The following is a 22,870-nucleotide window of genomic DNA, read 5'->3' as shown; positions in this document are numbered from 1 at the left end:
GTCGCGCCGCGGCGTGGCGCGGGCGATACTGCCCGCGATGATCGAGCTGCTCGACGACTGCGAGGACGACGCGGTGACCCGGCGCGCCGTGGTGGCTGGGTTCGACGATCACCTGCGCGCCGCGATCGCGGCCCGCGGCCAGGGCGACGGCGCCGTGGTGCCGCGGGTCGAGGCCGCGGTCGCCGCCGATCCGGCGGGCGCGATCCGCGTCGATGCCAGCGGCGCGGCGACCGTGACCGCGGGCGGCCGACGCTACGGCGGCGGTCGGTTCGAGGTGCTGCGCCTGTGCGAGCTGCGGGCCCGGGCGCTGACCGCGCGCGCCCGCGCCGGCCGCCCGAGCGCCGCGCGCCGGCTGTGGGTCCTCGACGGCGCGTCGCCCGCGACCGACATCGGCGCGCTGCAGGCCGCGGCCGCGCCCGGCGGGCTGTTCCAGGTCGCGTCGCAGTTCAACTGCCTCGAGTCGCCCGGCAGCTACGTGACGCCGGTCGCCGACTACGTCCACGATCCGACCCAGGGCCCGCGCGCGTCGATCTCGGCGTTCCCGGCGACCCTGGTCCGGCACTACGCCGCGCCCGGGGCCGACGGCGCGCGCTTCGTCCAGCGCACCGATGGGCGGCAGCTCGATCTCCTCGCCGACGTGTGCGACCCCGGGGTCGCCGCGGTCCGCAGCGGCTACCTGCGCGCGAGCGACGTCGCGCAGCCGGTCGCGTTCGCGCGCGCGCTCGAGGACCGGTTCGAGGCGATCGCCGTCGGCGTCCACGATCGGGCCGAGGTCGTGCTCGGCGCCGACTGGACCGGCCGCGTCGACGGCGCGCCCCACCGCACGATCGCGCAGGTGCTGACCTCGACCATCGCCGGCGGCATGTACGGCGGCCTCGACGCGGACGCGGCCAGCGCGACGATCTGTCGCCAGCTCCAGCGGGCCGCGTACCTCGGCACGCTCCTCGCGGCGGCCGCGCTCGGCAAGCGCCGGGTCGCGCTGACGCTGATCGGCGGCGGCGTGTTCGCCAACCCGATCGCCGTGATCTGGGACGCGATCCTGTGGGCCGCCGACGCGGTCGTCGCGCACCTGCACGCCGATCTGTCGATCGTGGTCAACGGCCGCAACCTGGGCAGCGAGCTGCCGCCGGCCGCGCTGGCGACGGCGGCCCGGGCCCGCGGCGGCGAGCTGATCCGCTTCGACCGCGGCGGCGCCCGCTTCGCCGACGCGTGACCAGCCGCGGGGCAGGCTCGGCGCCGGCGCGGCTCAGGCGCGGACGCCGAGGTAGACGACGTGGGCGCGGCCGCCCTTGCCCGGGCGGTGCGTGGTCACGGTGAAGCCGGCGGCGCCGAACCGCCGCGTGAACCCGGCGTCGGGATCCTCGGACCACACCGCCAGCACGCCGCCCGGGCGCAGCGCCGCGTGGCTCGCGGCCAGCGCCGCCGGGCCGTAGAACGGATCGTCCTTGCGCTGGGTCGCGGCGTTGGGGCCCTCGTACAGATCGAGCAGGATCGCGTCGTAGCTGGCCCGGGCGCGCGCGATCACCTTGGCGACGTCGTCGAGGATCACCTCGACCCGCGGATCGACCGTGGCGGCGTCGGTCAGCACCGCGAGCGGGCCGCGGCACCAGTCGACGACCGTCGGCGTCAGCTCGGCCACCGCCACGCGCGCGTCAGGCCCGAACGCGTCGAGCGCGGCCCGCAGCGTGTAGGCCATGCCGAGCCCGCCGATCAGCACGCGCGGCCGGGCGCGCCCGCTGATCTTGGCCGCGGCCAGGGTCGCGAGCGCCTCCTCGGACCGCCGCGCGGCGCTGGTCATCAGCACGCGTCCGCCGACGACGATCAGGAAGTCGCGCGGCCCGCGCTGGCGCAGCTCGAGCGGCCCCTCGGCGGTCGGGACGGTCGCGAGGGTTTGCCAGGGCTGGGCCATCGCGCGGTCAGTGCTTGATCTCGGGCACGTCGCCGACCAGCTGCGGCGCCAGGCCGAGGTAGCGCGTGGTCGCGCGCTTCTGATCGATGTCGCGGTAGACGCGCTCGACCTGATCGGCCGTGAGCCCGACGGTGGGAGCGACCTCGGCCGGCGCGACGCCGTGGTTCTTGCCCCACAGACAGAGATCCATCTGCGGGTACGGCAGCGCGAAGTAGAACTCGTCCTGGCCCTGGGGCAGCGAGTAGGTGTCGGTGGTCGGGGCCCGGGTGCAGATGTCCTCGGGCACGCCCAGGTGCCGCGCCATCGCGTAGACCTGGGTCTTGTAGAGGTGGGCGATGGGCTTGAGATCGGCGGCGCCGTCGCCGTTCTTGACGAAGAAGCCCTGGTCGTACTCGAGCCGGTTGGGCGTGCCGCTGACCGCGTAGTGCAGGCGGTCGGCGTGGAAGTACTCGAGGGTCTTGCGGGTGCGCTGCTTGAAGTTGGTGGCGGCGACGATCTGCAGGTACGCCGGCAGCGGCAGCCGCTGCTTGTCCATCGTGCCGTCGGGCCGCTGGACCACGAGCGAGTAGACGTTGAGCTCGCCGCCGGCCAGGCCCGGCAGGACGATCTTCGACTTCCAGCCCGGGCCGAAGTCCGGGTAGACCATGCGGATGGCCTCGTCGCGGCGGCGGTAGCAGCCGTAGCCGTCGAGGATCGGCGTGATCTCCTCGAGCACCGAGTCGAAGCCGAACGTGTCCGACACCGACGTCGACAGGCGCAGGGTCTCGGCCGACGAGTCGCGCTCGGGCATGTGCACGCCGAACACCTTGGCCTTGCCGAGCGCGCGGGTCGCGAGCGCCGCGACGCACGAGCTGTCGATGCCGCCCGAGAGCGCCACCACCAGGCCGCGGCGCTTGCACTCGTGGGCGATGATCCGGCGCAGCTCGCCGGCGATCCGGGTGGCCTCGGCCTCGTAGTCGAGCGCGAGGACGTCCTTGGACATCGCCACGGTCAGGCCGCCTTCCGGACGACGAACGCGGCGAGGTTGTCGACCGAGTCGAGGTGCTCGGGCACCAGCTCGTCGTCGCCGACCTTGATGTCGTAGGTCGACTCGACGAACGCCACCAGCTCGAGCACGCCGGTCGAGTCGATGAGCCCGGTCTCCATGAACGAGGCGCCGGGCGCGGGCGCGTCCGCGGCGTTGCCAAAGAGGAAGTTGTCGACGATGAACGTGGTCACCGCGCGCGCGACCGCGCCGGCTTCGAGGGCTGCCATCTCCACCGCGTATCGCGCCGGGCCGATGAAATCAAGGTCGGGCCTGAGAATCGCTCCCAGGGGGTCTGCTACGATGCCTCCGATGTGCGGCATCGGCGGAATCGTCGGGCTCGAGCCCGGGCCGCCCCCGGGGCGCGACGAGCTGGCGCGGATGCTCGGGGCCATGCACCACCGCGGGCCCGACGAGTTCGGCCTGTACCGCGACCCCACGGCGGGCCTGGCCCACGCCCGGCTCTCGATCATCGACCTCGCCAGCGGCCAGCAGCCGATGGCCAACGAGGACGAGTCGCTGTGGATCGTCTTCAACGGCGAGATCTTCAACTACGTCGAGCTGCGGGCCGAGCTCGAGGCCGCCGGCCATCGGTTCCGGACCCGGAGCGACACCGAGGTCATCGTCCACGCCTGGGAGCAGTGGGGCGAGGACGCGTTCGATCGGCTCAACGGCCAGTGGGCCATCGCCCTCTGGGACACCCGCGCCGCCCGGCTGGTCCTGGCGCGCGATCGAGTGGGGGTGCGCCCGCTGTATTACTGCGTCCACCGCGGCCGGCTGATCTTCGCCAGCGAGGTCAAGGCGATCTTCGCCGCGGCGCCCGACCTGCCGCGCCGGTTCGATCCGATCGGCATCGACCAGACGTTCACGTTCTGGACCGCGGTCGCGCCGCGCACGGTGTTCGCCGGCGTCAGCGAGCTGCCGCCGGGCCACGTCCGCACCTACCAGGGCGGCGACGTGCGCGAGCGCGCCTACTGGACCCCGAGCTACGCGGCCGACTTCGCGGGCTCGCTCGACGAGGCCACCGAGGCGGTCCGGGCCGCGCTGGCGCGCGCGACCGAGCTGCGCATGCTGCGGGCCGACGTCGACGTCGGCAGCTACCTGTCCGGGGGGCTCGACTCCTCGGTCATCGCGACGCTGGGCCTGGCCGCCAAGGGCGCCGGCTTCCACACCTTCTCGCTGCGGTTCGCCGACGCCGAGTACGACGAGGGCAGCTTCCAGCGCCTGATGAGCGAGCGCCTCGGCACGACCCACCACGAGCTCACCGTCACCCGCGGCGACATCGCCCGGGTGTTCCCGAAGGTGATCTGGCACGCCGAGCGGCCGATCTTGCGGACCGCGCCCGCGCCGATGTTCCTCTTGTCCGGGCTGGTGCGCGAGCACGGCATCAAGGTCGTGCTGACCGGCGAGGGCGCCGACGAGATGTTCGCCGGCTACGACCTGTTCCGCGAGGGGGCGATCCGGCGGTTCTGGGCCCGGGCCCCGCAGTCGACGCGGCGGCCGTTGTTGCTCGACAAGCTCTACCCGTACCTGGCCCGGTCGCCGGTGGCGCAGCGGGCCATGGCCCAGCGGTTCTTCGGCCAGGGCCTCGAGCGCTGGCGCGAGCCGGGCTTCGGCCACGACCTGCGCTGGCGGACCACCGCGGCGGTCAAGCGCCTGCTGGCCCCGGCGATGCGGGGGGCGGGCGACGCGGTCGCCGCGCTCCTGGCCGACCTGCCCAGCGAGTTTGGCGGCTGGGGCGCCCTGCAGCAGGACCAGTACCTCGAGGTGCGCACCCTGATGTCGGGCTACCTGCTGTCGGCCCAGGGCGATCGCATGCTCATGGGCAACTCGGTCGAGGGCCGGTTCCCGTTCCTCGATCGCGAGGTCATGGCGCTGGCCGGGCGCCTGCCGGCGTCGTACAAGCTGCGCGGCCTCGACGAGAAGCACGTGCTCAAGCGCATGGCGCGCGATCAGATCCCGGCCGAGATCCTCGCCCGACCCAAGCAGCCCTACCGTGCGCCGGACGCGCTGGCGTTCCTCGGCGACGGCGCCGGCTGGTGCGCCGAGGTCATGTCGTCGGAGCTGGCGGCCCGGGCCGGGGTGTTCGAGCCCAGCGCGGTCGCGCAGCTGTGGAGCAAGTGCCGGGAGCGGGCGGCGACCCAGTTCTCCAACACGGACAACATGGCCGTGGTAGGTGTGATGTCGACCCACGTGGTGTGGCGGGACCTGATCGACGCGACGCCCAGCGTGCGCGTACCCGCAGAAATCCGCACGGTGGTCGAGCGCATTTGACCCCGGCGCGTTTTGCGCGTGGGGCGCCTTGATGGCGGGCAAATCTGCATGCTTAGAATTCCGACGTGGAGCCAACCAGCGTTCAGCAAGGACTCGTCGAAGTTCAGAACCGTCCGGAGCGCGAGATGATGGAGACGACCTGGATCGATGTCGCGGCGTCGCTGATGACGCCGGCGCTCGCGCCCGCGCTGCTCGAGCGCTGGGCCGACGGCGACGAGGACGAGGACGAGGAGCACGGCGCGCGCTGGCGAAACGTCGATGACGACGACGACGACGACGACGACGACGACGACGACGACGACGATGACGATGACGATGACGACGACGACGACGACGACGACGACGACGAGGCCACGAAGAAGAAGAAGGCGCTGAAGAAGGCGAAGAAGAAGAAGAAGGCCGGCGTGGCGGCGGACGACGACGACGACGACGGCCCGTCGGCGGTGTCCGATCGCTGGGTCGACGACGACGAGGAGCCCAAGTGGGCTGCCGCCGACGACGAGGAAGAAGAGGAGGAGGAGGAGGAGGAGGTCGAAGCGACGGCGGTCGCCGAGGACGACGCGCCGGCGTGGGCGCGGGGCGATGACGACGGCGTGAAGGTCGTGGACGACGACGACGACGACGACGACGACGACGACGACGACGACGACGACGACGACGACGACGACGACCTCGTCGTGGACGAGGACGCGGACGACGAGGATCGGCCCGCGCCGCGCGCATCGGTGAAGCCTGCGGTCCGCGCCGGGGCGACGAAGCCTGCGGCGGCGAAGCCCGCGGCGGCGGCGAAGCCTGCGCCGGCGCCCAAGGCGGCGAAGCCCGCAGCCGCCCCCAAGGCGGCGAAGCCCGCAGCCGCCCCCAAGGCGGCGAAGCCCGCGGCCGCGCCCAAGGCGCCGAAGCCCGCGGCCGCGCCCAAGGCGGCGAAGCCCGCGGCCGCGAAGAAGCCGCCCGCCAAGAAGAAGTGAGCCGGGCCCGGCCGTGGAGCTCTTGTTCTGCGGCTCGGGCTGGCCCGCGATCGTCGAGGTCATCGGCGCGCGGCTCGCGCCAGGCGATCGGATCCGTCGCTGGGATCGCCGGGCGCCGCTGGTCGAGGTCGTCCGCGCGGCGCCGCCGGACGTGCTCCTGCCCTCCAACGGGCACATCGACGCCGCGGTGATCGCTGCGGCGGTGCCCCGCCTGCGCCTGATCCAGCAACCCGCGGCCGGGACCGACGGCATCGACGTCGCCGCGGCGCGGGCGCACGGCGTCCCGGTCTGCAACGCGCCCGGGGCCAACCACGTCGCGGTCGCCGAGGCCGCGCTGCTCCTGTTGCTGGCGCTCGCCCGACGCTGGCCGCTGGCGCAGCGCGCGTTCGCCGCCGGCGCGATCGGCGAGCCGCTCGGCGTCGAGCTGGCCGGCCGGCGGCTCACCATCGTCGGCCTCGGCAAGACCGGCAGCGCCCTGGCGGATCGGGCCCGCGCCCTCGGGCTGCGGGTCACCGGCGTGACGTCGCAGACGTCGCGGCCCGAGCTGCTGGCGCACCTGGCCCAGTCGGACGCGGTGTCGCTGCACTGTCCGCTGACCCCGGCGACGCGCGGCCTGCTCGACGCAGACGCGCTGGCGGCGCTGCCCGCGCACGCGCTCGTGGTCAACCTGGCGCGCGGGCCGGTCATCGATCGCGCGGCGCTGGTCGCGGCCCTGGCGCGGGGGCACCTCGGCGGGGTCGGGCTCGACGTCTTCTGGGATGAGCCCTGGGACCCCGGCGATCCGTTGTTCGACGATCCCCGGGTCGTGACCCTGCCTCACGTCGCGGGCTCGACGACCGAGGCGTTCGGCCGGATCGCCGAGATCGTCGTCGGCAACGTCGGCCGGCTGCGACGAGGCGACGAGCTGATGCATCGGATCGCCTGACGCCCACGCGCGCGCCGCGACCCGATGCCCCGCCCCCGCGCGTTGCCGGAATCGTCGGATTGTGTTTACCTTCGCGCGCTTGCCCTGGCGCACGGCGTCGGGGCCCTCCCTCTACGAAGGATCCGTCATGAGCTGGTTCGTCAGCTACGTCCGCTCCTCGGTCGGCGCCAAGCAGATCATGGCCGTCACCGGGCTCGGCCTCATCCTGTTCGCCCTGGTCCACATGATCGGGCACCTCGGCATGTTCAAGGGCCGCGACGCCTACAACACCTACGCCCACTTCTTGCAGGGCCTCGGGAGCATCAAGTGGCTGGCCCGCGGCGGCCTGCTCGCGATCCTGATCGTGCACATGGTGACCGGCGTCGGCCTGGCCCGGGCCAACGCCGCGGCCCGGCCCCAGAAGTACGTGATGCAGCGCTACACCCGCACCAGCTTCTACGCGCGGACCATGGCGCTGACCGGCCTGGTGGTGCTGGCGTTCATCGTCTACCACCTCATGCACTTCACGCTCGGCTGGATCCAGCCCGACTACTTCCACCACCTCGACGACAAGAACCGCTACGACGCGTACTCGATGTTCGTGATGGGCTTCAAGAACACGCCCATCCTGATCTCGTACCTGATCGCGGTCACGCTGCTGTGCCTGCACCTCGCCCACGGCGCCGGCAGCTGGCTGCAGTCGCTCGGCCTGAGCCACCCGAAGTACGAGGGCGTCACCTCGAAGGCCGGCCCGGCCATCGCGCTGATCCTCATCGCCGGCTACGTCGCGCCGCCGCTGGGCGTCGCCTTCAACCTCATCAAGCTGTGAAGTGAGCTGGTCATGAACCTCGACCCACGCATCCCGAGCGGTCCGATCAGCGAGAAGTGGAACAAGGCCAAGTTCGACCTCAAGCTCGTCAACCCGGCCAACAAGCGCAAGTACAGCGTGATCGTGATCGGCAGCGGCCTGGCCGGCGGCGCCGCCGCGGCCACGCTCGCCGAGCTCGGCTACAACGTCGCCTGCTTCTGCTTCCAGGACACGCCGCGCCGCGCCCACTCGATCGCCGCGCAGGGCGGCATCAACGCCGCCAAGAACTACCAGAACGACGGCGACAGCGTCCACCGGCTGTTCTACGACACGGTCAAGGGCGGCGACTTCCGGTCCCGCGAGGCCAACGTCCACCGCCTCGCCGAGGTCTCGGTCGACATCATCGATCAGTGCACCGCGCAGGGCGTGCCGTTCGCGCGCGAGTACGGCGGCACGCTCGCCAACCGCAGCTTCGGCGGCGCCCAGGTGTCGCGCACGTTCTACGCGCGCGGCCAGACCGGCCAGCAGCTGCTGATCGGCGTGTACCAGGGCCTGGCCCGGCAGATCGCCGCCGGCAAGGTCAAGATGTTCACCCGGTCCGAGATGCTCGACCTGGTGACCGTCGACGGCCGCGCCGCCGGCATCGTCGTGCGCGATCTGGTCACGGGCAAGGTCGAGTCGCACTCGGCGCACGCCGTGATCATGGCCAGCGGCGGCTACGGCAACGTCTTCTACCTGTCGACCAACGCGATGGGCTCGAACGTGACCGCGTCCTACCGCGCGTACAAGCGCGGCGCCGCGTTCGCCAACCCCTGCTACACGCAGATCCACCCGACCTGCATCCCGGTCAGCGGCGACTACCAGTCGAAGCTGACGCTCATGTCCGAGTCGCTCCGCAACGACGGTCGGGTCTGGGTGCCCAAGAAGCCCGAGGACGTCGCCAAGGCGTCGAAGGATCCGTCGTCGATCCCCGACGGCGATCGCGACTACTACCTCGAGCGCAAGTACCCGTCGTTCGGCAACCTGAGCCCGCGCGACATCGCCAGCCGCGCCGCCAAGGAGGCGTGCGACGACGGCCGCGGGGTCGGCCCCGGCGGCCGCGGCGTCTACCTGGACTTCCGCGACGCGATCAAGCGCGACACCCAGCCAAAGATCGCGGAGAAGTACGGCAACCTGTTCGACATGTACGCCCGGATCACGGGCGAGGATCCGTACAAGCAGCCGATGCGGATCTACCCGGCCGTCCACTACACGATGGGCGGGCTGTGGGTCGACTACCACCTGCAGTCGAACATCCCCGGGCTGTTCGTCCTGGGCGAGGCCAACTTCTCCGACCACGGCGCCAACCGCCTGGGCGCGTCGGCGCTCATGCAGGGGCTGGCCGACGGCTACTTCATCATCTCGTACACCCTGGGCCACTACCTGGCCGGGCTGGGCGCGGCCGACAAGGTCGGCACCGACCACGCCGACTTCAAGCGGGTCGAGACCGAGGTCAAGGGCCGGGTCGACAAGCTCATGACCGTCGGCGCCAAGGGCAAGCGCACGGTCGACTCGTTCCACAAGCAGCTCGGCACGATCATGTGGGAGAAGTGCGGCATGGCCCGGACCCGCGCGGGCCTGGAGCAGGCGCTCAAGGAGATCCCCGAGCTGCGCGCCGAGTTCTGGCGCGACGTCAAGGTGCTGGGCGAGCGCGAGACCTTCAACCAGTCGCTCGAGAAGGCCGGCCGCGTCGCCGACTTCCTCGAGTTCGCCGAGCTGATGTGCCGTGACGCCCTCGAGCGCGAGGAGAGCTGCGGCGGCCACTTCCGCACCGAGTACCAGGACAACGGCGAGGCCAAGCGCAACGACGACGACTTCTGCCACGTCGCCGCCTGGGAGTACCAGGGCGACGACGCCAGGCCGACCCGCCACGTCGAGCCGCTGACCTTCGAGACCGTCAAGCTCGCCACCCGTTCGTACAAGTGACGTGAGGACCAGACCATGAGCGACATGAACCTCACCCTCCACATCTGGCGCCAGGCCAAGGGCTCGGCCGCCGGCGCGATGAAGACCTACAAGGTCACGGGCATCAGCGCGCACGCGTCGTTCCTCGAGATGCTCGACGTGCTCAACGAGCAGCTGCAGGACAAGGGCGAGGAGCCGATCGCGTTCGACTCCGACTGCCGCGAGGGCATCTGCGGCATGTGCTCGCTGGTGATCAACGGGCGGCCCCACGGCCCCGACGCCGGCACCACGACCTGCCAGCTGCACATGCGGCGGTTCAAGAACGGCGACGAGATCTACGTCGAGCCGTTCCGGGCCGGCGCGTTCCCGGTGGTGCGCGACCTGTGCGTCGACCGCAAGGCGTTCGACGACATCATCGCGGCCGGCGGCTTCGTCTCCGCCAACGTCGGCTCGGCGCCCGACGCCAACGCGGTGCCGATCCCCAAGGTGCAGGCCGATCGCGCGTTCGACGCCGCCGCCTGCATCGGCTGCGGCGCGTGCGTGGCCGCGTGCCCGAACAGCTCGGCGATGCTGTTCACCGCCGCCAAGGTCGCGCACCTCGCGAACCTGCCGCAGGGCCAGCCCGAGCGGCTGCGGCGCGTCAAGGCGATGGTGACCGCGATGGACGCCGCCGGCTTCGGCAACTGCACGAACCACTACGAGTGCGAGGCCGCCTGCCCCAAGGGCATCAGCAAGGACTACATCGCGCTCATGAACCGCGACTACGCCAAGAGCGTGTTCGTGGCCCGGGACGAGAAGAGCGGCGGCGACGGCGGGAGCTGAGGCGGGGCGGCCGGGCGGCGGTCAGGGGCTGCGCGTGAGGCGGCCGGTCGCGGCGGTTCCGACGCGGACTTGATCGTGCGGCGCGGCGACGGCCGTTCCTCATCTCGAGCCGGAGTTCACAGCGGGTCGCGCCAGCGCAGACCGGGGAACCGGGAGAAGTCGGCGTCGTTCGAGTGCAGCTCGCACTGATGCTCGATCGCGAGCGCGGCGAGGTGCGCGTCGGTCGTGAGGTTGCCAGCGGTGCCGGTCGCGATGAACATGCGCTCCAGGATGTCCAGGTGCCGTAGCCCTGGTTCCAGGGACTGGACGTTGGGTCGTGCGAACCAGGACCGCACGTGCACCATCGCGCCCGCAGCCGTCATCGGATGGATCAGCACCGACCGGTGGGTCATCAGCCGGACGAACCCGAGCACGACGACCCAGGGCACGGCGACCGGTGCGGTGCCATTGAGCAGGCCTTCCCACCATGCCCGCGCCGCCACGTGTCGTGGCGCGTCCTGGTTGTGCGCGTACACGACGAGGTTCAGGTCGGGGACGATCATCGTCGGGCCTCCGCGACGAAGTCCTCCACCTCGAGCTGGTCGACGAGCTGGTTGAGCTTCCCGGGATCCACGCCGGGGCGGAACCCGCCGCGATGCGGCTCGACCTGGTAGCGCAGCTGGGCACCGGGCGACGGCCGCCGCGATAGCCCCTGCCGGATGAGGTCGTTCAAGACCTGCTTGAACGACAGGCCGCGACGGTGGGCGAGGTCCTTGACCTTCGCCACCAGGTCCGGCTCCAGGGTCACCGTCGTCCGCATGGAAGCATCATGATGCTTCACCGCTGTGCTGTCAAGATGCGCCTCGCCACCGGGCGCGCCAGGACCCAGGCCCGTCGCGGTACCATCAGGCGATGAACGTCGCGCGCGGGATGTCCACGATGGCAGCGCTGGTTGGATGCGGCGGGCCGTCGGCGCGGCCGGCGCCGGCGCCGAAGCCTGTCGTCGCCCAAGCGCAGGTCGTGCGCGATGCGAGGCAGGTCGTGCGCGATGCGAGGTCGGCGGTGGCGGGCGCGCATCCGTGCAGGCGATGAGGCCTGTCGGCGACCGCCGACCGGTCAGAACACGAACGGGTAGGCGAACGTCCCGCCCAGCTGGGTCTTCGCGAAGGTCGCGCGCTTCATGGCCGCGGCCGCGCAGGCGCCGAGGGTGGGATCAGGAGACTGCTTGACGGCGACGTCGGCGACACGACCGCTGCCGTCGACCTTGACCGACAGCTTGACGGTGCCCTTGGCCGAGCTCTTGGCGCCGCAGGCGGCGGCCGCGCCCTTGATCTTGCCGACGCCCGCGAGGATCTGCTCCCTCGTCAGCGACTCGTCGAGCCCCGGCGGTGGCGGTGGCGGTGACACCTTGCCGCCGCCGTAGCGGGCGCAGCACGCCGGCCGCGGGTCGGCGAGCATGCACGCGACCTCGTCGAGACAGCTACCGTGGGTCGCCTTCGGCGCGTCCGCCGACTTCGGCACGGTCGCCGACCGGCGCGGGTCGGTCGCGCGCGCGCTCGCGGCGCGGCCTGCATCGACGACCTCGGCGACCTCGGCGACCTCGACGCCGGCGTCGACGGCGGGGGCCTCGGCGATCGCGACGCCGGCGTCGATGGGGACCTGGCGCACCACGACCGCCGCCGCCGCGTCGACCGTCGTCATCGCCGCGACCTCGACCGGCGCCGGCCCCGGGGGCGGCGGGTCGGGCGGATCGCCACCCGAGGCGAGGACCGCCACCGTCACGCCGACGGCGGCGAGCGCCACCGCGAGCCCGCCGATCAGCAGGCCCGATCCGCCCTTCGCGGCCGCGGATGTCGCCGCCACCGCCGCGGCGCTGCCGCCGAGCGTGCTCGGGATCGGCGCGGCCGAGGCCGTTGACGGCACCATGGTCGGGGCGGTCGCGGCGGTCACGGCGGGGCGCTGCATCGAGATCCCGCCACCGGGCAACGCGGCGATCAGCTCGTCGAGCGACGCGAACCGATCGTCGGCCGACTTGGCCATGGCCCGGGCCAGCAGCCCGTCGAACGGCGCCAGCGCCGGATCGAACGCGCTGGCCGCCGGGACCGGCGCGAACCGGTGCTGATCGATGAACTCGGTCAGGCCGGGCCCTGGGAACGGCAGGTGCCCGGTCAGCATCTCGAACAGGATGACGCCGAAGGCGTAGACGTCGGTGCGGGCGTCGACGCGGCCGGCGCTGGCCCACTGCTCGGGCGACATGTAGCCGGGCGTGCCCATCGGCATCTGGGTCATCGTCTTGACCCGGCCGCCCTCGCCGAGCTTCGCGATCCCGAAGTCGAGCACCTTGATGCGCTCGCCGCCGGGCACGTCGGGATCGGACACGATGAACAGGTTGTCGGGCTTGAGGTCGCGATGGATGATGCGCTGGGAGTGGGCCTTGCCGACGGCGCGCGCGGCCTGGCGCACGAACGTGAGCGCCCGGTCGACCGGCACGCGGCGGTCGCGCGCGAGCCGGTCCGCGAGCGACTCGCCCTGGAGGAACTCCATCACGATGTACGCGCTGCCGTCGGCCAGCACGCCCTGATCGAAGATCCGGACGACGCCGGGATCGTCGAGGGCCGCGGCCGCGGTCGCCTCCTGGAAGAACCGCTGGACGATGTCGTGGTTGGCGCTGTGCTCGGGCAGCACCTTCTTCACGACCGCGCGCTGGCCCATGGTGCGGTGCTGCGCGGCGTAGACCACGCCCATGCCGCCGCGCTTGAGCTCGGCGACGACCTCGTAATTCCCGATGATCTCTCCCACCGCCCGCTACCGTACCCGTGCCCCGGTGGCGCCGGCAAGCGCGTCGAGCGGGCCGGCCCGCGGCGCGGGCGCGCAGCGGGATGACGCGCCGACGCAGCGAGGGCGCGGCCGTGGCCGCGACCAAGGCGACCAGGCCGCGTCCGGTCGGGCGCGCCGAGCGCAGCGACCGACCGCCTCGACCTCCCCGATCGGGGGACTCCCGGGCGCCCGCCGCGGTCTTACGTTGGCCGCATGCTCGGTTGGCTCCGCGCCCGACGGCGCACCCGCTTGATGGCCCAGCCAGTCCCGGCCCGCTGGGACGGCTACCTCGACGACAACGTCGCGCTGGCGCGCGGCCTCGACCCGTCGGCCCGGCGCGAGCTCCTGGCCCGGGTGTCGGCGTTCATCGGCGAGACCACCTGGGAGGGCTGCGGCGGGCTCGAGTTGACCGAGGAGGTGCAGGTGACGATCGCGGCCCAGGCGTGCTTGCTGACGCTCGGTCGCGACGAGGATCTGTACACCGACGTCGACACGATCCTGGTGTACCCGTCGACGCTGGTGCGGCCGCCGCGGCCGCTGGGGCTGTTCGAGCAGCCGCGCGCGCCGATCGGCCACGGCCAGACCGTCATCGGCGAGGCCATGCTGCGCGGGCCGGTGGTGCTGGCGTGGGACGCGGTCGTCGCCGGCGGCCGCGGCCACGTGCCCGGCAACGTGGTCCTGCACGAGTTCGCCCACAAGCTCGACATGGCGACCGGCCACGTCGACGGCACGCCGCCGCTGCCCACGCGCGCGGCCCGGGCCCGCTGGGCCGAGGTGTGCACCCGCGTCTACGCTGAGCACCGGTACCGGGTCGACGCCGGCTGGCCCACGGCCATGGACGCGTACGGCGCGACCAACGAGGCCGAGTTCTTCGCGGTCGCGACCGAGACCTACTTCACGCGGCCGCTGGCGCTGGCGTGGGAGCACCCGGCGCTGTACGAGGTGCTGGCCGACTTCTACCGGCTCGACCTGACGCCCGCGATCCCGGCGCCGGCGTTCCCCGCGCTCGCGGCGGCGTGAGCGCTGGCGGCGTCCGCCTCGCCCGTCGCGCAACGTGCCGAGGTCGAGCCAGCGCGCCCGCGACCCGGCCGCGCTACCTCGCGGGGCCGGGCGGCGGTCCGGACGCGGCGGGCGCGTCGCGGGCGGGCTCGCGCACGACGTGCAGCACCCCGACGACGATCCCGATCGACGCGAGCAAGACCAGCAGCAGCACGAGCAGCACGTAGGCGCCGCCGCCGCCGCCGCGCGGCTCACCCACCTGGCTGCGGTCCGCCAGGCGCTGCACCGGCGTGCGCTGCGGGACGCGCGCCTGCTCGGCGGCCGTGGCCCGTCGCTCGGCGGCCACGGCGCGTCGCTCGGCGGCGATGGCGCGCTTGCGCTCGCGCGTGAGCTCGCGGGTGAGCGCCGCGGCTCGGGCCAGCGCTGCCTGATGATCGTCTCGGTGTGCCATACCCGCCCTCCTGTTGTGTCGTCGCAAGAACCGTGTGCGAGAGAGGGGACTCGAACCCCTACGGGTGATGCCCGCTAGTACCTAAAACTAGTGCGTCTACCAATTCCGCCACTCTCGCGTGGGCCGACGTGTAGCACGGCGGCGCGCGGTCAATCCACCGCGACGACGCCCAGGTGCCACAGCGCCGGACCGCGGAAGCTGGGCGTCGCGACCACCTCGCGGCTGGTGCGGGCGCGGCCGACGAGCGCGATGGCGTCGCCGCGCAGCGTGCCGCCGCCGACGGCGCGCGCCGGCTCGCCCACCGCGCCGTCGGTGTCGTAGAGGCGCGCGCCGTCGAAGCCGGCGCGGAACCAGCCGGTGGTCCGGTCGAGCTCCAGCCAGGTCAGGCGCTCGATGAGCAGCGTGCCGGGCCCGAGGAGCGCGTCGGCGTCGTCGCTGCCGGGCGGGACCACCAGCCCGCGGACGCCGCCGTTGGGGAGCAGGCCGCGGAGCGCCGCCTCGCGATCGTCGAGGCCGAGCCCGACCGCGACGCCGCGGGTGATCAGCGGGAACCGGCGGACCGCGTCGCCGTGCTCGCCGAGCGGGGCCGAGGCCCAGCCGAACGGCAGCGTGCCGTCGCTGGCGAGCGTCAGGGTCGCGCCCTCGGCGATCGGCTGGCCCTGGTGGTACCGGACCAGGCCCTGGCGCTCGAGCCGCGGGTCGGCCTGGGCCGCGAACGCCGCCAGGAGGCCGAGCTCGCCGTGGATCAGCGCGGCCGCGGCGAGGGCCACCGGGTAGCGGCCCGACGGCACCGGCGGCGCGGCCGGATCGCCGGCGACCAGCGCGGCCGCCGCCGTCAGATCGAGCTCGGCGAGGCGCCGCGCCCGGCTGGTGAACGTGCGGGCGCGATCGCCCGCGGCCACGGTCGCGGTGACGGTGACGGCGGTCTCGCGCCAGCGCGCGCGCTGGCCGCGGCGCGTGAGCAGCTCGACGTCGTCGATCGCCAGCGCGAGCTCCGCGCTGGTGACGGTCGCGGGCGCGGCGGCGGCCGTCAGCGCGGCGGCCAGCTCGGTCAGCGCGACGTCGGCGCGCTCGGGATCGATCGCGGGATCGGCGACGTCGACCCGGGCCGGCGCGGCCGGCGCCGGGCTGGCCCAGGCCGGGCCGATCGCCGCGTCGGCGCGGTCGATCGCCTGGGTCAGCGCGGCCCGGGCGTCGCCGGCGCTCGTCAGGGTCAGCCGCGCGCTGCCGCGCCCGCTGGCGCCGTCGCGGTGCAGCTCGGCGGCGATGGTCGCGCGCACCTGCGTACCGACGCTGACGTCGACGCCGAGCGCGCGCCACGCCACCTGCGAGGTCACCACCCGCACGGTCCAGTCGGCGAGATCGCGCCGAGCGCGCAGCGCGGCCAGCAGCGCGGCGCGATCGCCGGCGACGGTCACGTCGGCCCTCGCGCTGGCACCAGATCGGCGCGGGTGAGCAGCGGCGGGGTCACCACGGCCCGCGGCGGATCGTCGTCGGCGCTCACGACCGTCACCGCGCGGTCGCCGACGCTCGTGGTGGCGGCCAGGATCGCCGCGGCCGAGCCGCGCAGCTCGACGTCGCGCCAGGCGTGGCCGGTGAGGCGCCCGCGCGCGACCCGCCGGACCCGCGTGGCCCGCACCGCGACCGCGTCGCCGACGCCGCCGCCCTCGGCGAGGCCGTCGATCACGAACCCGTCGTCGACGCTGGCGATCAGGTCGGTCGCGGTGCCGGGGGCGACCACCAGGTTCGAGGGCGTGGCCTGCAGGCGCCCGTGCGGGCCGCCGCGGCGGCGGCGCTCGGCGACCTCGCCGGGCGCGACCAGGCGGCCGAGCCCGTCGAAGACGTAGCTGGCGTAGCCGGGCGTCCCGGCGGTCGCGAAGGCCGGGTCGTCGACGACGGTCACGCCCGCGGTCGCGGTCCGGGGCCACGCGCGCTCGACGAGCGCCGCGACCACGTCCGGCGCCAGGATGACCGCGGCCCCGGCCTGCGCGGCGAACGCGCCCGGCGTGGTCAGCGCCAGCGCGTCGCGGTTGGCGCGGGCGAGCTCGTCGTTCGTGAGCCGCTCGGTCTCGGGCCCGAACCCGCCCGCGACCTCGACGTGGCCGGCGATGGGCGCGCTGCCATGCCACGCGACCGCGAGCGCGCCCACGCGCGACCGCACGAGGCGCTGGTGGCGATCGACCTCGGCCGAGACCACCCACGCGTGCTCATCGTCGGTGATCGCGTAGGTGGCCCGGTAGACCACGCGGCTGTTGCTCCCGACGTCGGCGCGCGCGGCGAGGTCGTCGATGCGCGTCCGCCAGTCGCTGACCGCGAGCGCCGCCGGATCCGTCGCGACCGCGGCGACGTGATCGGTGGCGGCGCTGGTGGCCACGGGCGCGCTCGCGCCGGCCGGCGCGGTGGCGATCAGCGCCCGCGCAGCGGTGACGATCAGCTGCGGGTCGGTGCGATCGAGCGTGCGCTCGCGCCAGGTCCCGTCGGCGGCGCGACCGGCCAGGACGACGAGCGTGGCGGTCTCATCCCAGACCTCGCGCTCGAGCAGATCGACCACCGCGCGCACGCGCCGGCGCACCTGCGCGAACGCGACCGGCTCGCGCAGACGCGTGGCCAGGATCGCGACGGCCGCGTGCAGCGCCGGGCGCAGGCCGAGGTCGAGCGCGCGGGGCGGCGCCGCGCCGCGGGTCGCCGATCGACCGCAGGCCAGGGACGCCACCACCGACGCGGCGGCGCCAACGCCAGCGGCGCGGAGGAGCTCGCGGCGGGTCCACACCCGGCGGAGCGTACCACCAGATGGTCGCGGGCCGGGTCGTGTGATCGGGACGACCGGCCGTCGTCGCCGCCACCACCGCGGGCGATCGCGCGGGCCTGCTCGACGAGGATTCGGGGCGTCTGGCTGGTACGGGCGATGCACGCAAGACCGCCGTGGCGTCGTGTGGCGCCCGCTGGAGGCTACTCATGAAGCGGTTCGTCATTCCGTTCGCGCTCACCCTCATCCCGCTCGCGGGGTGCAAGAAGAAGGACGAGGCGCCCGCACAGCCGCCGCCGGCCGCGGCGCCCAAGGCGGCTCCGGCCAGCTCGATGCCGCCGCTCGATCCCACCAACATCGCGAGCATCGCGATGGGCTCCAAGGACCACACGACCCTGGTCGCCGCGGTCAAGGCCGCCGACTACGTGCCCTCGATCGCCAACTCCGGGCCGTTGACCGTGTTCGCGCCGACCAACGCCGCGTTCGAGAAGCTGCCGCCCGGCACGGTCGAGGGCCTGGTCAAGCCCGACAAGCAGGCCGACCTGCGCGAGATCCTCAAGTACCACGTGACGACCTCGGTCTACGAGACCAAGGACCTGAAGGACGGGATGACGCTCGGCATGGCCAACGGCGCCAAGGTGACGATCCACGTCGGCGCCGACGGTCAGGTCTCGGTCAACGACGCCAAGGTGCTGGCGTCGATCCGCGCCTCCAACGGCATCGTCCACGTCATCGACACGGTGCTGCTGCCGCCGCCGCCGACCCCGTAGCGGCGCGGCCGATCACGCCGGCGCCGCCGACGACCGGCGCGGCCGATCACGCCGGCGCCGCCGACCCCGTCGCGGCGCGGCCGATCCCGCCGTCGCGGCGCGGCCCATCACGCCGCGCCGCCGACGACCGGCGCGGCCGATCACGCCGGCGCCGCCGACCCCGTCGCGGCGCGGCCGATCACGCCGGCGCCGCCGACCCCGTCGCGGCGCGGCCGATCACGCCACCGCGGGCCCGGGCTCGGCGGCGGCCTTGGCCGCGGCCCGGCTCGCCCGCACCGACGCGAGCCGCCCGGCGATCAGGTGCCAGGCCGCGACGCCGATGATGCCGGTCGCGAACACGCCGATCAGGATCGTCCCGCTCTGCGGGTAGCTGCTGGTCGTGAAGTTGGCGACGTGCTTGGTGCCGAAGATGGCCGGCGTGAACGGCTTGATCTTGATCGGCGCCTCCGGGTCGAGCTCGTGCCCGAACACGTACAGCTTGTAGATGAACCGCCCGAACGCGAACAGCGAGATGTAGCCGGTCATGACGACCAGATCGAGCAGCGCCCGGACGTTGCCGATCGCCGCGCACCGCAAGGTCAGCACGACCAGCAGGCCGATCGCGAACGGGATCCAGTCGAGGTCCTTGAGCTCGGCCCGATCGATCTTGTGCATCCCGATGTAGTGGTTGAGCGTGTTGATCTCCTTGATGTCCTGGTTGTCGTGGCCGCCATCGACCTTGTACGTGTAGACGTCCATGTACAGGCCGGCCGGGTACTGCGGCGCCTTCATCGAGATGCGCCACAGCGGCCGGGTCACGCCGAGCAGGAGCGGGATCACCAGGAGCGCCAGCAGCAAGCGTGACGACAGGAACAGCGGGCGGTCGAGGAACTCGTAGAACCGATCGAGGGCTTGGCGCATGACGTACTCCTGAGGTGAGCAGCGGGTCGGCTAGACCAGATCGCTGCGGCGGAAGCTGGCGTAGGCGAACGTCCACGAGCCGACGCCGACGGCGGCCGGCCAGACCACGCCGAGCAGGTACAGCGCCGCCGGCCCGATCTTGTTGGCGAGGTAGAACCCGACCGGGCCGAGCGTCGTCAGATCGGGCTCGAGCCCCGACAGGAGCGCCATCCGAGCGTCCTGGACCGGGTTGATCGCGGCGAGCGTGAACACGGCGTGGGGGTTCAGGCGCCAGCGCAAGAGCACGCCGATCAGCCCGAAGTCGAGCAGCGCCACCGACAGCGCCCACGCCAGCACGATGTACGTGGTCACGCGCGCGGGGTTGCGCACGACCGTCGAGATCGCCAGGCCGATGCCCGCGAACGCGGCCAGGAGCGCGGCGCTGACCACGAGCGCGCGCGTCAGGAACGCCCACGGCACGTCCTGATCGAGCGCGAGCTGGCCGTAGGCCGCGAGCCCGACCATCAGCACGACCAGCGGCACGACCAGCACGGCGTAGCGGGTCAGCGACACGCCGATGAACCACGCGCTGCGCCGCAGCGGCTGGCTGAACAGGAGCTCGAGGCTGCCGTCGTCGCGGGCCCGGCCGATCACCGGACCGAGCGCGGTCAGCGCCAGCAGCGGCAGGATCAACAACAGCGCGTGGCACAGCGACAGCAACACCCGGCCCATGCCGGTGAAGCCCATCACCGTCGACTCGCGCAGGCCGACCAGGACGAACACGGTCGCGAGCAGCAGGTAGGCGCCGGCGCAGAACAAGAGCCAGCGCGAGCGCAGCACCTCGGCGAGGTCGAGGCGCGCGACGGCGAGCACCTGGCGGGCGAAGGTCATGGGCGTCCTTGGGCCTGGGCGCCGGCGTCGCGGGTCGCGACGTAGGCCCGGGCGGCGGCGAGATCGAGCGTGGCGGCGCCGCGGTCGGCGGCGACCAGGCCCCAGCCCATCGGCGTGGTCGCGTCGGTCTGGAACCCGACCTCGTCGGGGCCCAGCCAGCGGTCCTCGCGCGGGTGGTGGAACCACAGCCGGTGGATCGCCGGGTGGCGCTCGTCGAGGTAGCGCAGCAGGCAGCCGGGGTCGTCGAAGTTGACGACCTCGCCGGTAGCGGTGATCAGCTGGGCGGCGTAGCGGGGCTCGCCGACCGCCATCCGGCAGTGCGCGCAGCTCTCCTTGTTCCACACCACCGGCACCGGCCCGTCGGGCACGCGGTCGCCGCCGCGCACGACGACGACGATCAGCGCCGCCACCGCCGCGAGCAGGGCCAGGCCGACGAGCGCGCCCCAGGGCGTGCGGCGGTCACGCGGCATCGCGCGCCTCCTCGAGCTCGAGGCGATCGGTGTCGCGGACGACCAGATCGTCGACCGCGCCGCCCAGCGCGGCCAGCGCCGCCGGGATCAGCGCCAGCTTGTCGCTCGGCGACACCGCGCGGCTCCACCAGCCGCCGACGCCGGGGCGGAAGCCGTGGTCGCGCAGCCAGCTGGGATCGTCGCCGCGGTAGCGCAGCTCGATCACCGCGGCCAGGCGCTGGGCCAGGTACGCGGCGGCCGGGCCGTCGTGGGCGACCCGGCCCTCGGCCATGACCACGACGTGGTCGACCAGGGCCCGGAGCTCGTCGAGCCGGTGCGAGCACAGGATCACGGTGGCGTCCTTGGTCGCGGCCGCGAACCGGTCGAGGAAGCGGGCCCGGGCCGCGGCGTCGAGGCTGGCGGTCGGCTCGTCGAGGATGAGCAGCTCGGCCTTGCTGGCCAGCGCCAGGGCCAGGAGCAGCTTCTGGCGCATGCCGCCCGACAGCGCCCGCAGCGCCCGGCCGCCGATGGCGTCGAACTCGAGGCCGAGCTCGACCGCGAGCGCGCGGACGTCGGCCGCGGCCAGGCCGCGCAGCTCGCACACCGCGCGCACGATCTCGCCGACCGACGCCGCCATCAGCGGCGCGATCTGCGGCACGTACGCCAGCCGCCCGGCGATCTGCATCCGATCGGTCATCGGCCGGCCGTCGATCGCGATGTCGCCGTCGCAGCGCAGGAGGCCCATGATCGCCCGGGTCAGCGTGGTCTTGCCGGAGCCGTTGGGCCCGAGCAGCGCGACCTTGGCGCCGCTGGCGATCGTCAGGTCGACGTCGACGAGCGCCTGGGTGCGGGCGAAGCGCTTGCCGACCTTGCGCAGCTGGAGCTCCATCGTCAGTCCTCCCCGCGGCCAGCGTGGCTGGCCGTCGGCTGCATCCGCGGCCTGGGATCGATCAGCACCGGCTTGGGCCGGAACAGCGGATCGAGGTGCGCGGCGGCGTCGGCCAGGGCCAGCGCCGGGGTGCCGTCGAAGAACCCCAGGTTGGGGTGCGCGGTGATCAGCGTGCCCGCGAACGAGCGCAGCTCGAACGGCACGTCGCCGGTGCCGTCGCCGTCGAGGTCGTAGCCGGTGTAGTCGTCGAAGTAGTTGCCGGCCCAGGTCACGTCGAGCGCGTCGCCGCCGCCGTCGACGCGGCTCTGGACCTCGTTGCCGGCGAAGTCGTTGTCGAGCACGTCGGTGTGGTGGGCGCTGGCGTGGAACACGAGCGCGGTGCGGCACAGCCGCAGCTGGTTGCCGCGGATCGTCATCCGCTCCGTCGGGCGTTGCGGCGTGCCGTCGAGGTAGATGCCGATCTGATCGTGGACCAGCAGGTTGTCGGCGATCGTCACCGTGCCGGAGTCCTTGAGCCCGATCGCCATGCCGGCGGCGCCGGCGGCGTTGGCGATCACGTTGCCGCGCAGCGTGACGTCGTGGCTGTACATGACGAACACGCCGACGGTGACGTCGAGGTAGCGGTTGTCCTCGACGTCGCTGTCGTGGCTGTACATGAAGTGCGTGCCGTAGCGGCTGCGGACGATCCGGTTGCCGACGACGCGGTTGTTGCGCGAGTACCAGACGACCATGTCGCGGCCGTCCTCGAGCAGGTTGTTCGAGATCTCGGAGTCCGAGGTCTCCCAGATCCGCACGTTGTCGCCGCGCAGGCCGATCGAGGGATCGGTGCCGCCGCGGACGTGGTTGCCGTGGATCCGGACCCGGTGGGCCTTCTCGACCAGCAGCCCGTAGACCGCGTTGACGATCGTCACGCCCTCGACCACGACGTCGTCGGCGCTCACCAGGACCGCGCCGTCGAGCTTGTCGTAGCGCCCGCCCGACCCGTCGACGGTCACGCCGAGCAGCCGGGCCCCGGCCGCCTGCACCCGCACGGTCGTGCCGGTGCCGTCGGAGGTGATCGCCGCGGTCGGCGGGCCCCACAGCGTCACCGGGCGCGCGATCACCAGCGGGCCCGGGTAGCGCCCCGGCGCCAGGCACAGCGCCGCCCCGGGCGCGGCCGCGTCGACCGCGGCCTGCAGCGCCGCGCCGTCCGCCAGCTCCTGACAACCCGCGGGCCGGGGCGGCGAGACCGCCTCGGTCATCGTCGCGTCGTCGGCGACCGCCCGGCTCGGGGCGCAGCCGCCGAGCGGACCGAGCGCGGACAGCGCGGCCAGCGCGGACAGGCCCAGGGACAGGCGCACGGCACGGCCT

At 73.4% G+C, this 22,870-nt stretch carries 22 protein-coding genes, 1 tRNA gene and 1 pseudogene; 9 read left to right on the top strand and 15 right to left on the bottom strand.

Annotated features, from left to right (window positions below):
* Positions 1 to 37 precede the first annotated feature (37 nt).
* On the top strand, positions 38 to 1,213 hold the full coding sequence (locus IPL61_31910; protein ID MBK9035805.1) for a hypothetical protein: 1,176 nt from the start codon (positions 38 to 40) through the stop codon (positions 1,211 to 1,213).
* A 33-nt stretch (positions 1,214 to 1,246) separates the two neighbouring features.
* Here IPL61_31910 and IPL61_31905 read toward each other — a convergent pair whose 3' ends face one another.
* Genes IPL61_31905 through IPL61_31895 form a run of 3 tightly spaced genes read right to left on the bottom strand, consistent with a single transcriptional unit; the run spans position 1,247 to position 3,163 of the window.
* Positions 1,247 to 1,909, bottom strand: a complete 663-nt coding sequence (locus tag IPL61_31905; GenBank protein ID MBK9035804.1) for a spermidine synthase — start codon at positions 1,907 to 1,909, stop codon at positions 1,247 to 1,249.
* Positions 1,910 to 1,916: 7 nt separating this feature from the next.
* Positions 1,917 to 2,891 carry an NAD(+) synthase gene (nadE, locus tag IPL61_31900; GenBank protein ID MBK9035803.1) on the bottom strand — a complete coding sequence of 325 codons (975 nt, stop codon included), beginning with the start codon at positions 2,889 to 2,891 and terminating at the stop codon, positions 1,917 to 1,919.
* A gap of 8 nt (positions 2,892 to 2,899) precedes the next feature.
* The gene (locus IPL61_31895) at positions 2,900 to 3,163 is read right to left on the bottom strand and encodes an acyl carrier protein (GenBank protein MBK9035802.1); all 264 of its coding nucleotides are present in this window, start codon (positions 3,161 to 3,163) and stop codon (positions 2,900 to 2,902) included.
* Between the two features lie 82 nt (positions 3,164 to 3,245).
* Here IPL61_31895 and asnB point away from each other — a divergent pair, with 82 nt between their 5' ends.
* From asnB to IPL61_31865, 6 genes and pseudogenes are all read left to right on the top strand, one after another.
* Complete coding sequence (gene asnB / locus IPL61_31890) at positions 3,246 to 5,207, top strand: asparagine synthase (glutamine-hydrolyzing) (GenBank protein ID MBK9035801.1); 1,962 nt, start codon at positions 3,246 to 3,248, stop codon at positions 5,205 to 5,207.
* A gap of 704 nt (positions 5,208 to 5,911) precedes the next feature.
* Positions 5,912 to 6,169, top strand: a pseudogene (locus IPL61_31885) (hypothetical protein).
* Between the two features lie 16 nt (positions 6,170 to 6,185).
* A complete protein-coding gene (locus IPL61_31880; GenBank protein ID MBK9035800.1) occupies positions 6,186 to 7,097 on the top strand; it encodes a hydroxyacid dehydrogenase in 912 nt (303 codons plus the stop codon).
* Positions 7,098 to 7,224: 127 nt separating this feature from the next.
* Complete coding sequence (locus tag IPL61_31875; GenBank protein MBK9035799.1) at positions 7,225 to 7,905, top strand: succinate dehydrogenase cytochrome b subunit; 681 nt, start codon at positions 7,225 to 7,227, stop codon at positions 7,903 to 7,905.
* Positions 7,906 to 7,917: 12 nt separating this feature from the next.
* The gene (locus IPL61_31870; protein ID MBK9035798.1) at positions 7,918 to 9,849 is read left to right on the top strand and encodes a fumarate reductase/succinate dehydrogenase flavoprotein subunit; all 1,932 of its coding nucleotides are present in this window, start codon (positions 7,918 to 7,920) and stop codon (positions 9,847 to 9,849) included.
* Positions 9,850 to 9,864: 15 nt separating this feature from the next.
* Positions 9,865 to 10,650, top strand: a complete 786-nt coding sequence (locus IPL61_31865) for a succinate dehydrogenase/fumarate reductase iron-sulfur subunit (GenBank protein MBK9035797.1) — start codon at positions 9,865 to 9,867, stop codon at positions 10,648 to 10,650.
* A gap of 116 nt (positions 10,651 to 10,766) precedes the next feature.
* Here the strand turns inward: IPL61_31865 and IPL61_31860 are convergent, their stop codons facing one another.
* The 3 genes from IPL61_31860 to IPL61_31850 all read right to left on the bottom strand — a co-directional run bounded on the left by IPL61_31860 (position 10,767) and on the right by IPL61_31850 (position 13,428).
* Positions 10,767 to 11,192: a type II toxin-antitoxin system VapC family toxin gene (locus IPL61_31860; GenBank protein ID MBK9035796.1), complete on the bottom strand. Its 426-nt coding sequence runs from the start codon at positions 11,190 to 11,192 to the stop codon at positions 10,767 to 10,769.
* On the bottom strand, positions 11,189 to 11,449 hold the full coding sequence (locus tag IPL61_31855) for an antitoxin (GenBank protein MBK9035795.1): 261 nt from the start codon (positions 11,447 to 11,449) through the stop codon (positions 11,189 to 11,191). Before IPL61_31855 ends, IPL61_31860 begins: the two co-directional genes overlap by 4 nt.
* A gap of 296 nt (positions 11,450 to 11,745) precedes the next feature.
* Positions 11,746 to 13,428, bottom strand: coding sequence for a serine/threonine protein kinase (locus IPL61_31850; GenBank protein MBK9035794.1), 1,683 nt, complete (start codon positions 13,426 to 13,428; stop codon positions 11,746 to 11,748).
* A 231-nt stretch (positions 13,429 to 13,659) separates the two neighbouring features.
* Here IPL61_31850 and IPL61_31845 point away from each other — a divergent pair, with 231 nt between their 5' ends.
* Positions 13,660 to 14,466 (top strand): zinc-dependent peptidase, encoded by an 807-nt coding sequence (locus IPL61_31845; GenBank protein MBK9035793.1) that lies wholly within the window; start codon positions 13,660 to 13,662, stop codon positions 14,464 to 14,466.
* Between the two features lie 73 nt (positions 14,467 to 14,539).
* Here the strand turns inward: IPL61_31845 and IPL61_31840 are convergent, their stop codons facing one another.
* The 4 genes from IPL61_31840 to IPL61_31825 form a co-directional block, all read right to left on the bottom strand.
* A complete protein-coding gene (locus IPL61_31840; GenBank protein MBK9035792.1) occupies positions 14,540 to 14,896 on the bottom strand; it encodes a hypothetical protein in 357 nt (118 codons plus the stop codon).
* A gap of 35 nt (positions 14,897 to 14,931) precedes the next feature.
* Positions 14,932 to 15,014, bottom strand: a tRNA-Leu gene (locus IPL61_31835).
* Between the two features lie 31 nt (positions 15,015 to 15,045).
* Entirely contained in the window at positions 15,046 to 16,314 is a 1,269-nt protein-coding gene (locus IPL61_31830; protein ID MBK9035791.1) for a hypothetical protein, read from the bottom strand.
* Entirely contained in the window at positions 16,311 to 17,666 is a 1,356-nt protein-coding gene (locus tag IPL61_31825) for a hypothetical protein (protein MBK9035790.1), read from the bottom strand. Before IPL61_31825 ends, IPL61_31830 begins: the two co-directional genes overlap by 4 nt.
* A gap of 185 nt (positions 17,667 to 17,851) precedes the next feature.
* On the opposite strand from IPL61_31825, the gene IPL61_31820 reads away from it, so the two are divergent.
* On the top strand, positions 17,852 to 18,412 hold the full coding sequence (locus tag IPL61_31820; protein ID MBK9035789.1) for a fasciclin domain-containing protein: 561 nt from the start codon (positions 17,852 to 17,854) through the stop codon (positions 18,410 to 18,412).
* A 216-nt stretch (positions 18,413 to 18,628) separates the two neighbouring features.
* Here the strand turns inward: IPL61_31820 and IPL61_31815 are convergent, their stop codons facing one another.
* From IPL61_31815 to nosD, 5 genes are read right to left on the bottom strand one after another with little or no spacing between them, the layout of a single operon-like run.
* Positions 18,629 to 19,312: a hypothetical protein gene (locus IPL61_31815; GenBank protein ID MBK9035788.1), complete on the bottom strand. Its 684-nt coding sequence runs from the start codon at positions 19,310 to 19,312 to the stop codon at positions 18,629 to 18,631.
* 30 nt (positions 19,313 to 19,342) lie between these two features.
* Positions 19,343 to 20,182: an ABC transporter permease subunit gene (locus IPL61_31810; protein ID MBK9035787.1), complete on the bottom strand. Its 840-nt coding sequence runs from the start codon at positions 20,180 to 20,182 to the stop codon at positions 19,343 to 19,345.
* Entirely contained in the window at positions 20,179 to 20,652 is a 474-nt protein-coding gene (locus IPL61_31805; protein MBK9035786.1) for a hypothetical protein, read from the bottom strand. The genes IPL61_31810 and IPL61_31805 overlap by 4 nt, the downstream gene beginning before the upstream one ends.
* Positions 20,642 to 21,520: an ABC transporter ATP-binding protein gene (locus IPL61_31800; protein MBK9035785.1), complete on the bottom strand. Its 879-nt coding sequence runs from the start codon at positions 21,518 to 21,520 to the stop codon at positions 20,642 to 20,644. Before IPL61_31800 ends, IPL61_31805 begins: the two co-directional genes overlap by 11 nt.
* A gap of 2 nt (positions 21,521 to 21,522) precedes the next feature.
* Positions 21,523 to 22,860 (bottom strand): nitrous oxide reductase family maturation protein NosD, encoded by a 1,338-nt coding sequence (gene nosD, locus IPL61_31795; GenBank protein MBK9035784.1) that lies wholly within the window; start codon positions 22,858 to 22,860, stop codon positions 21,523 to 21,525.
* Positions 22,861 to 22,870 lie beyond the last annotated feature (10 nt).

It is taken from the genome of Myxococcales bacterium, from assembly GCA_016717005.1.
Taxonomy (GTDB): domain Bacteria; phylum Myxococcota_A; class Polyangia; order Haliangiales; family Haliangiaceae; genus UBA2376.
The sequence above is the reverse complement of the archived record's forward strand: the minus strand, read 5'-3'. Positions and strand labels throughout refer to the sequence as shown.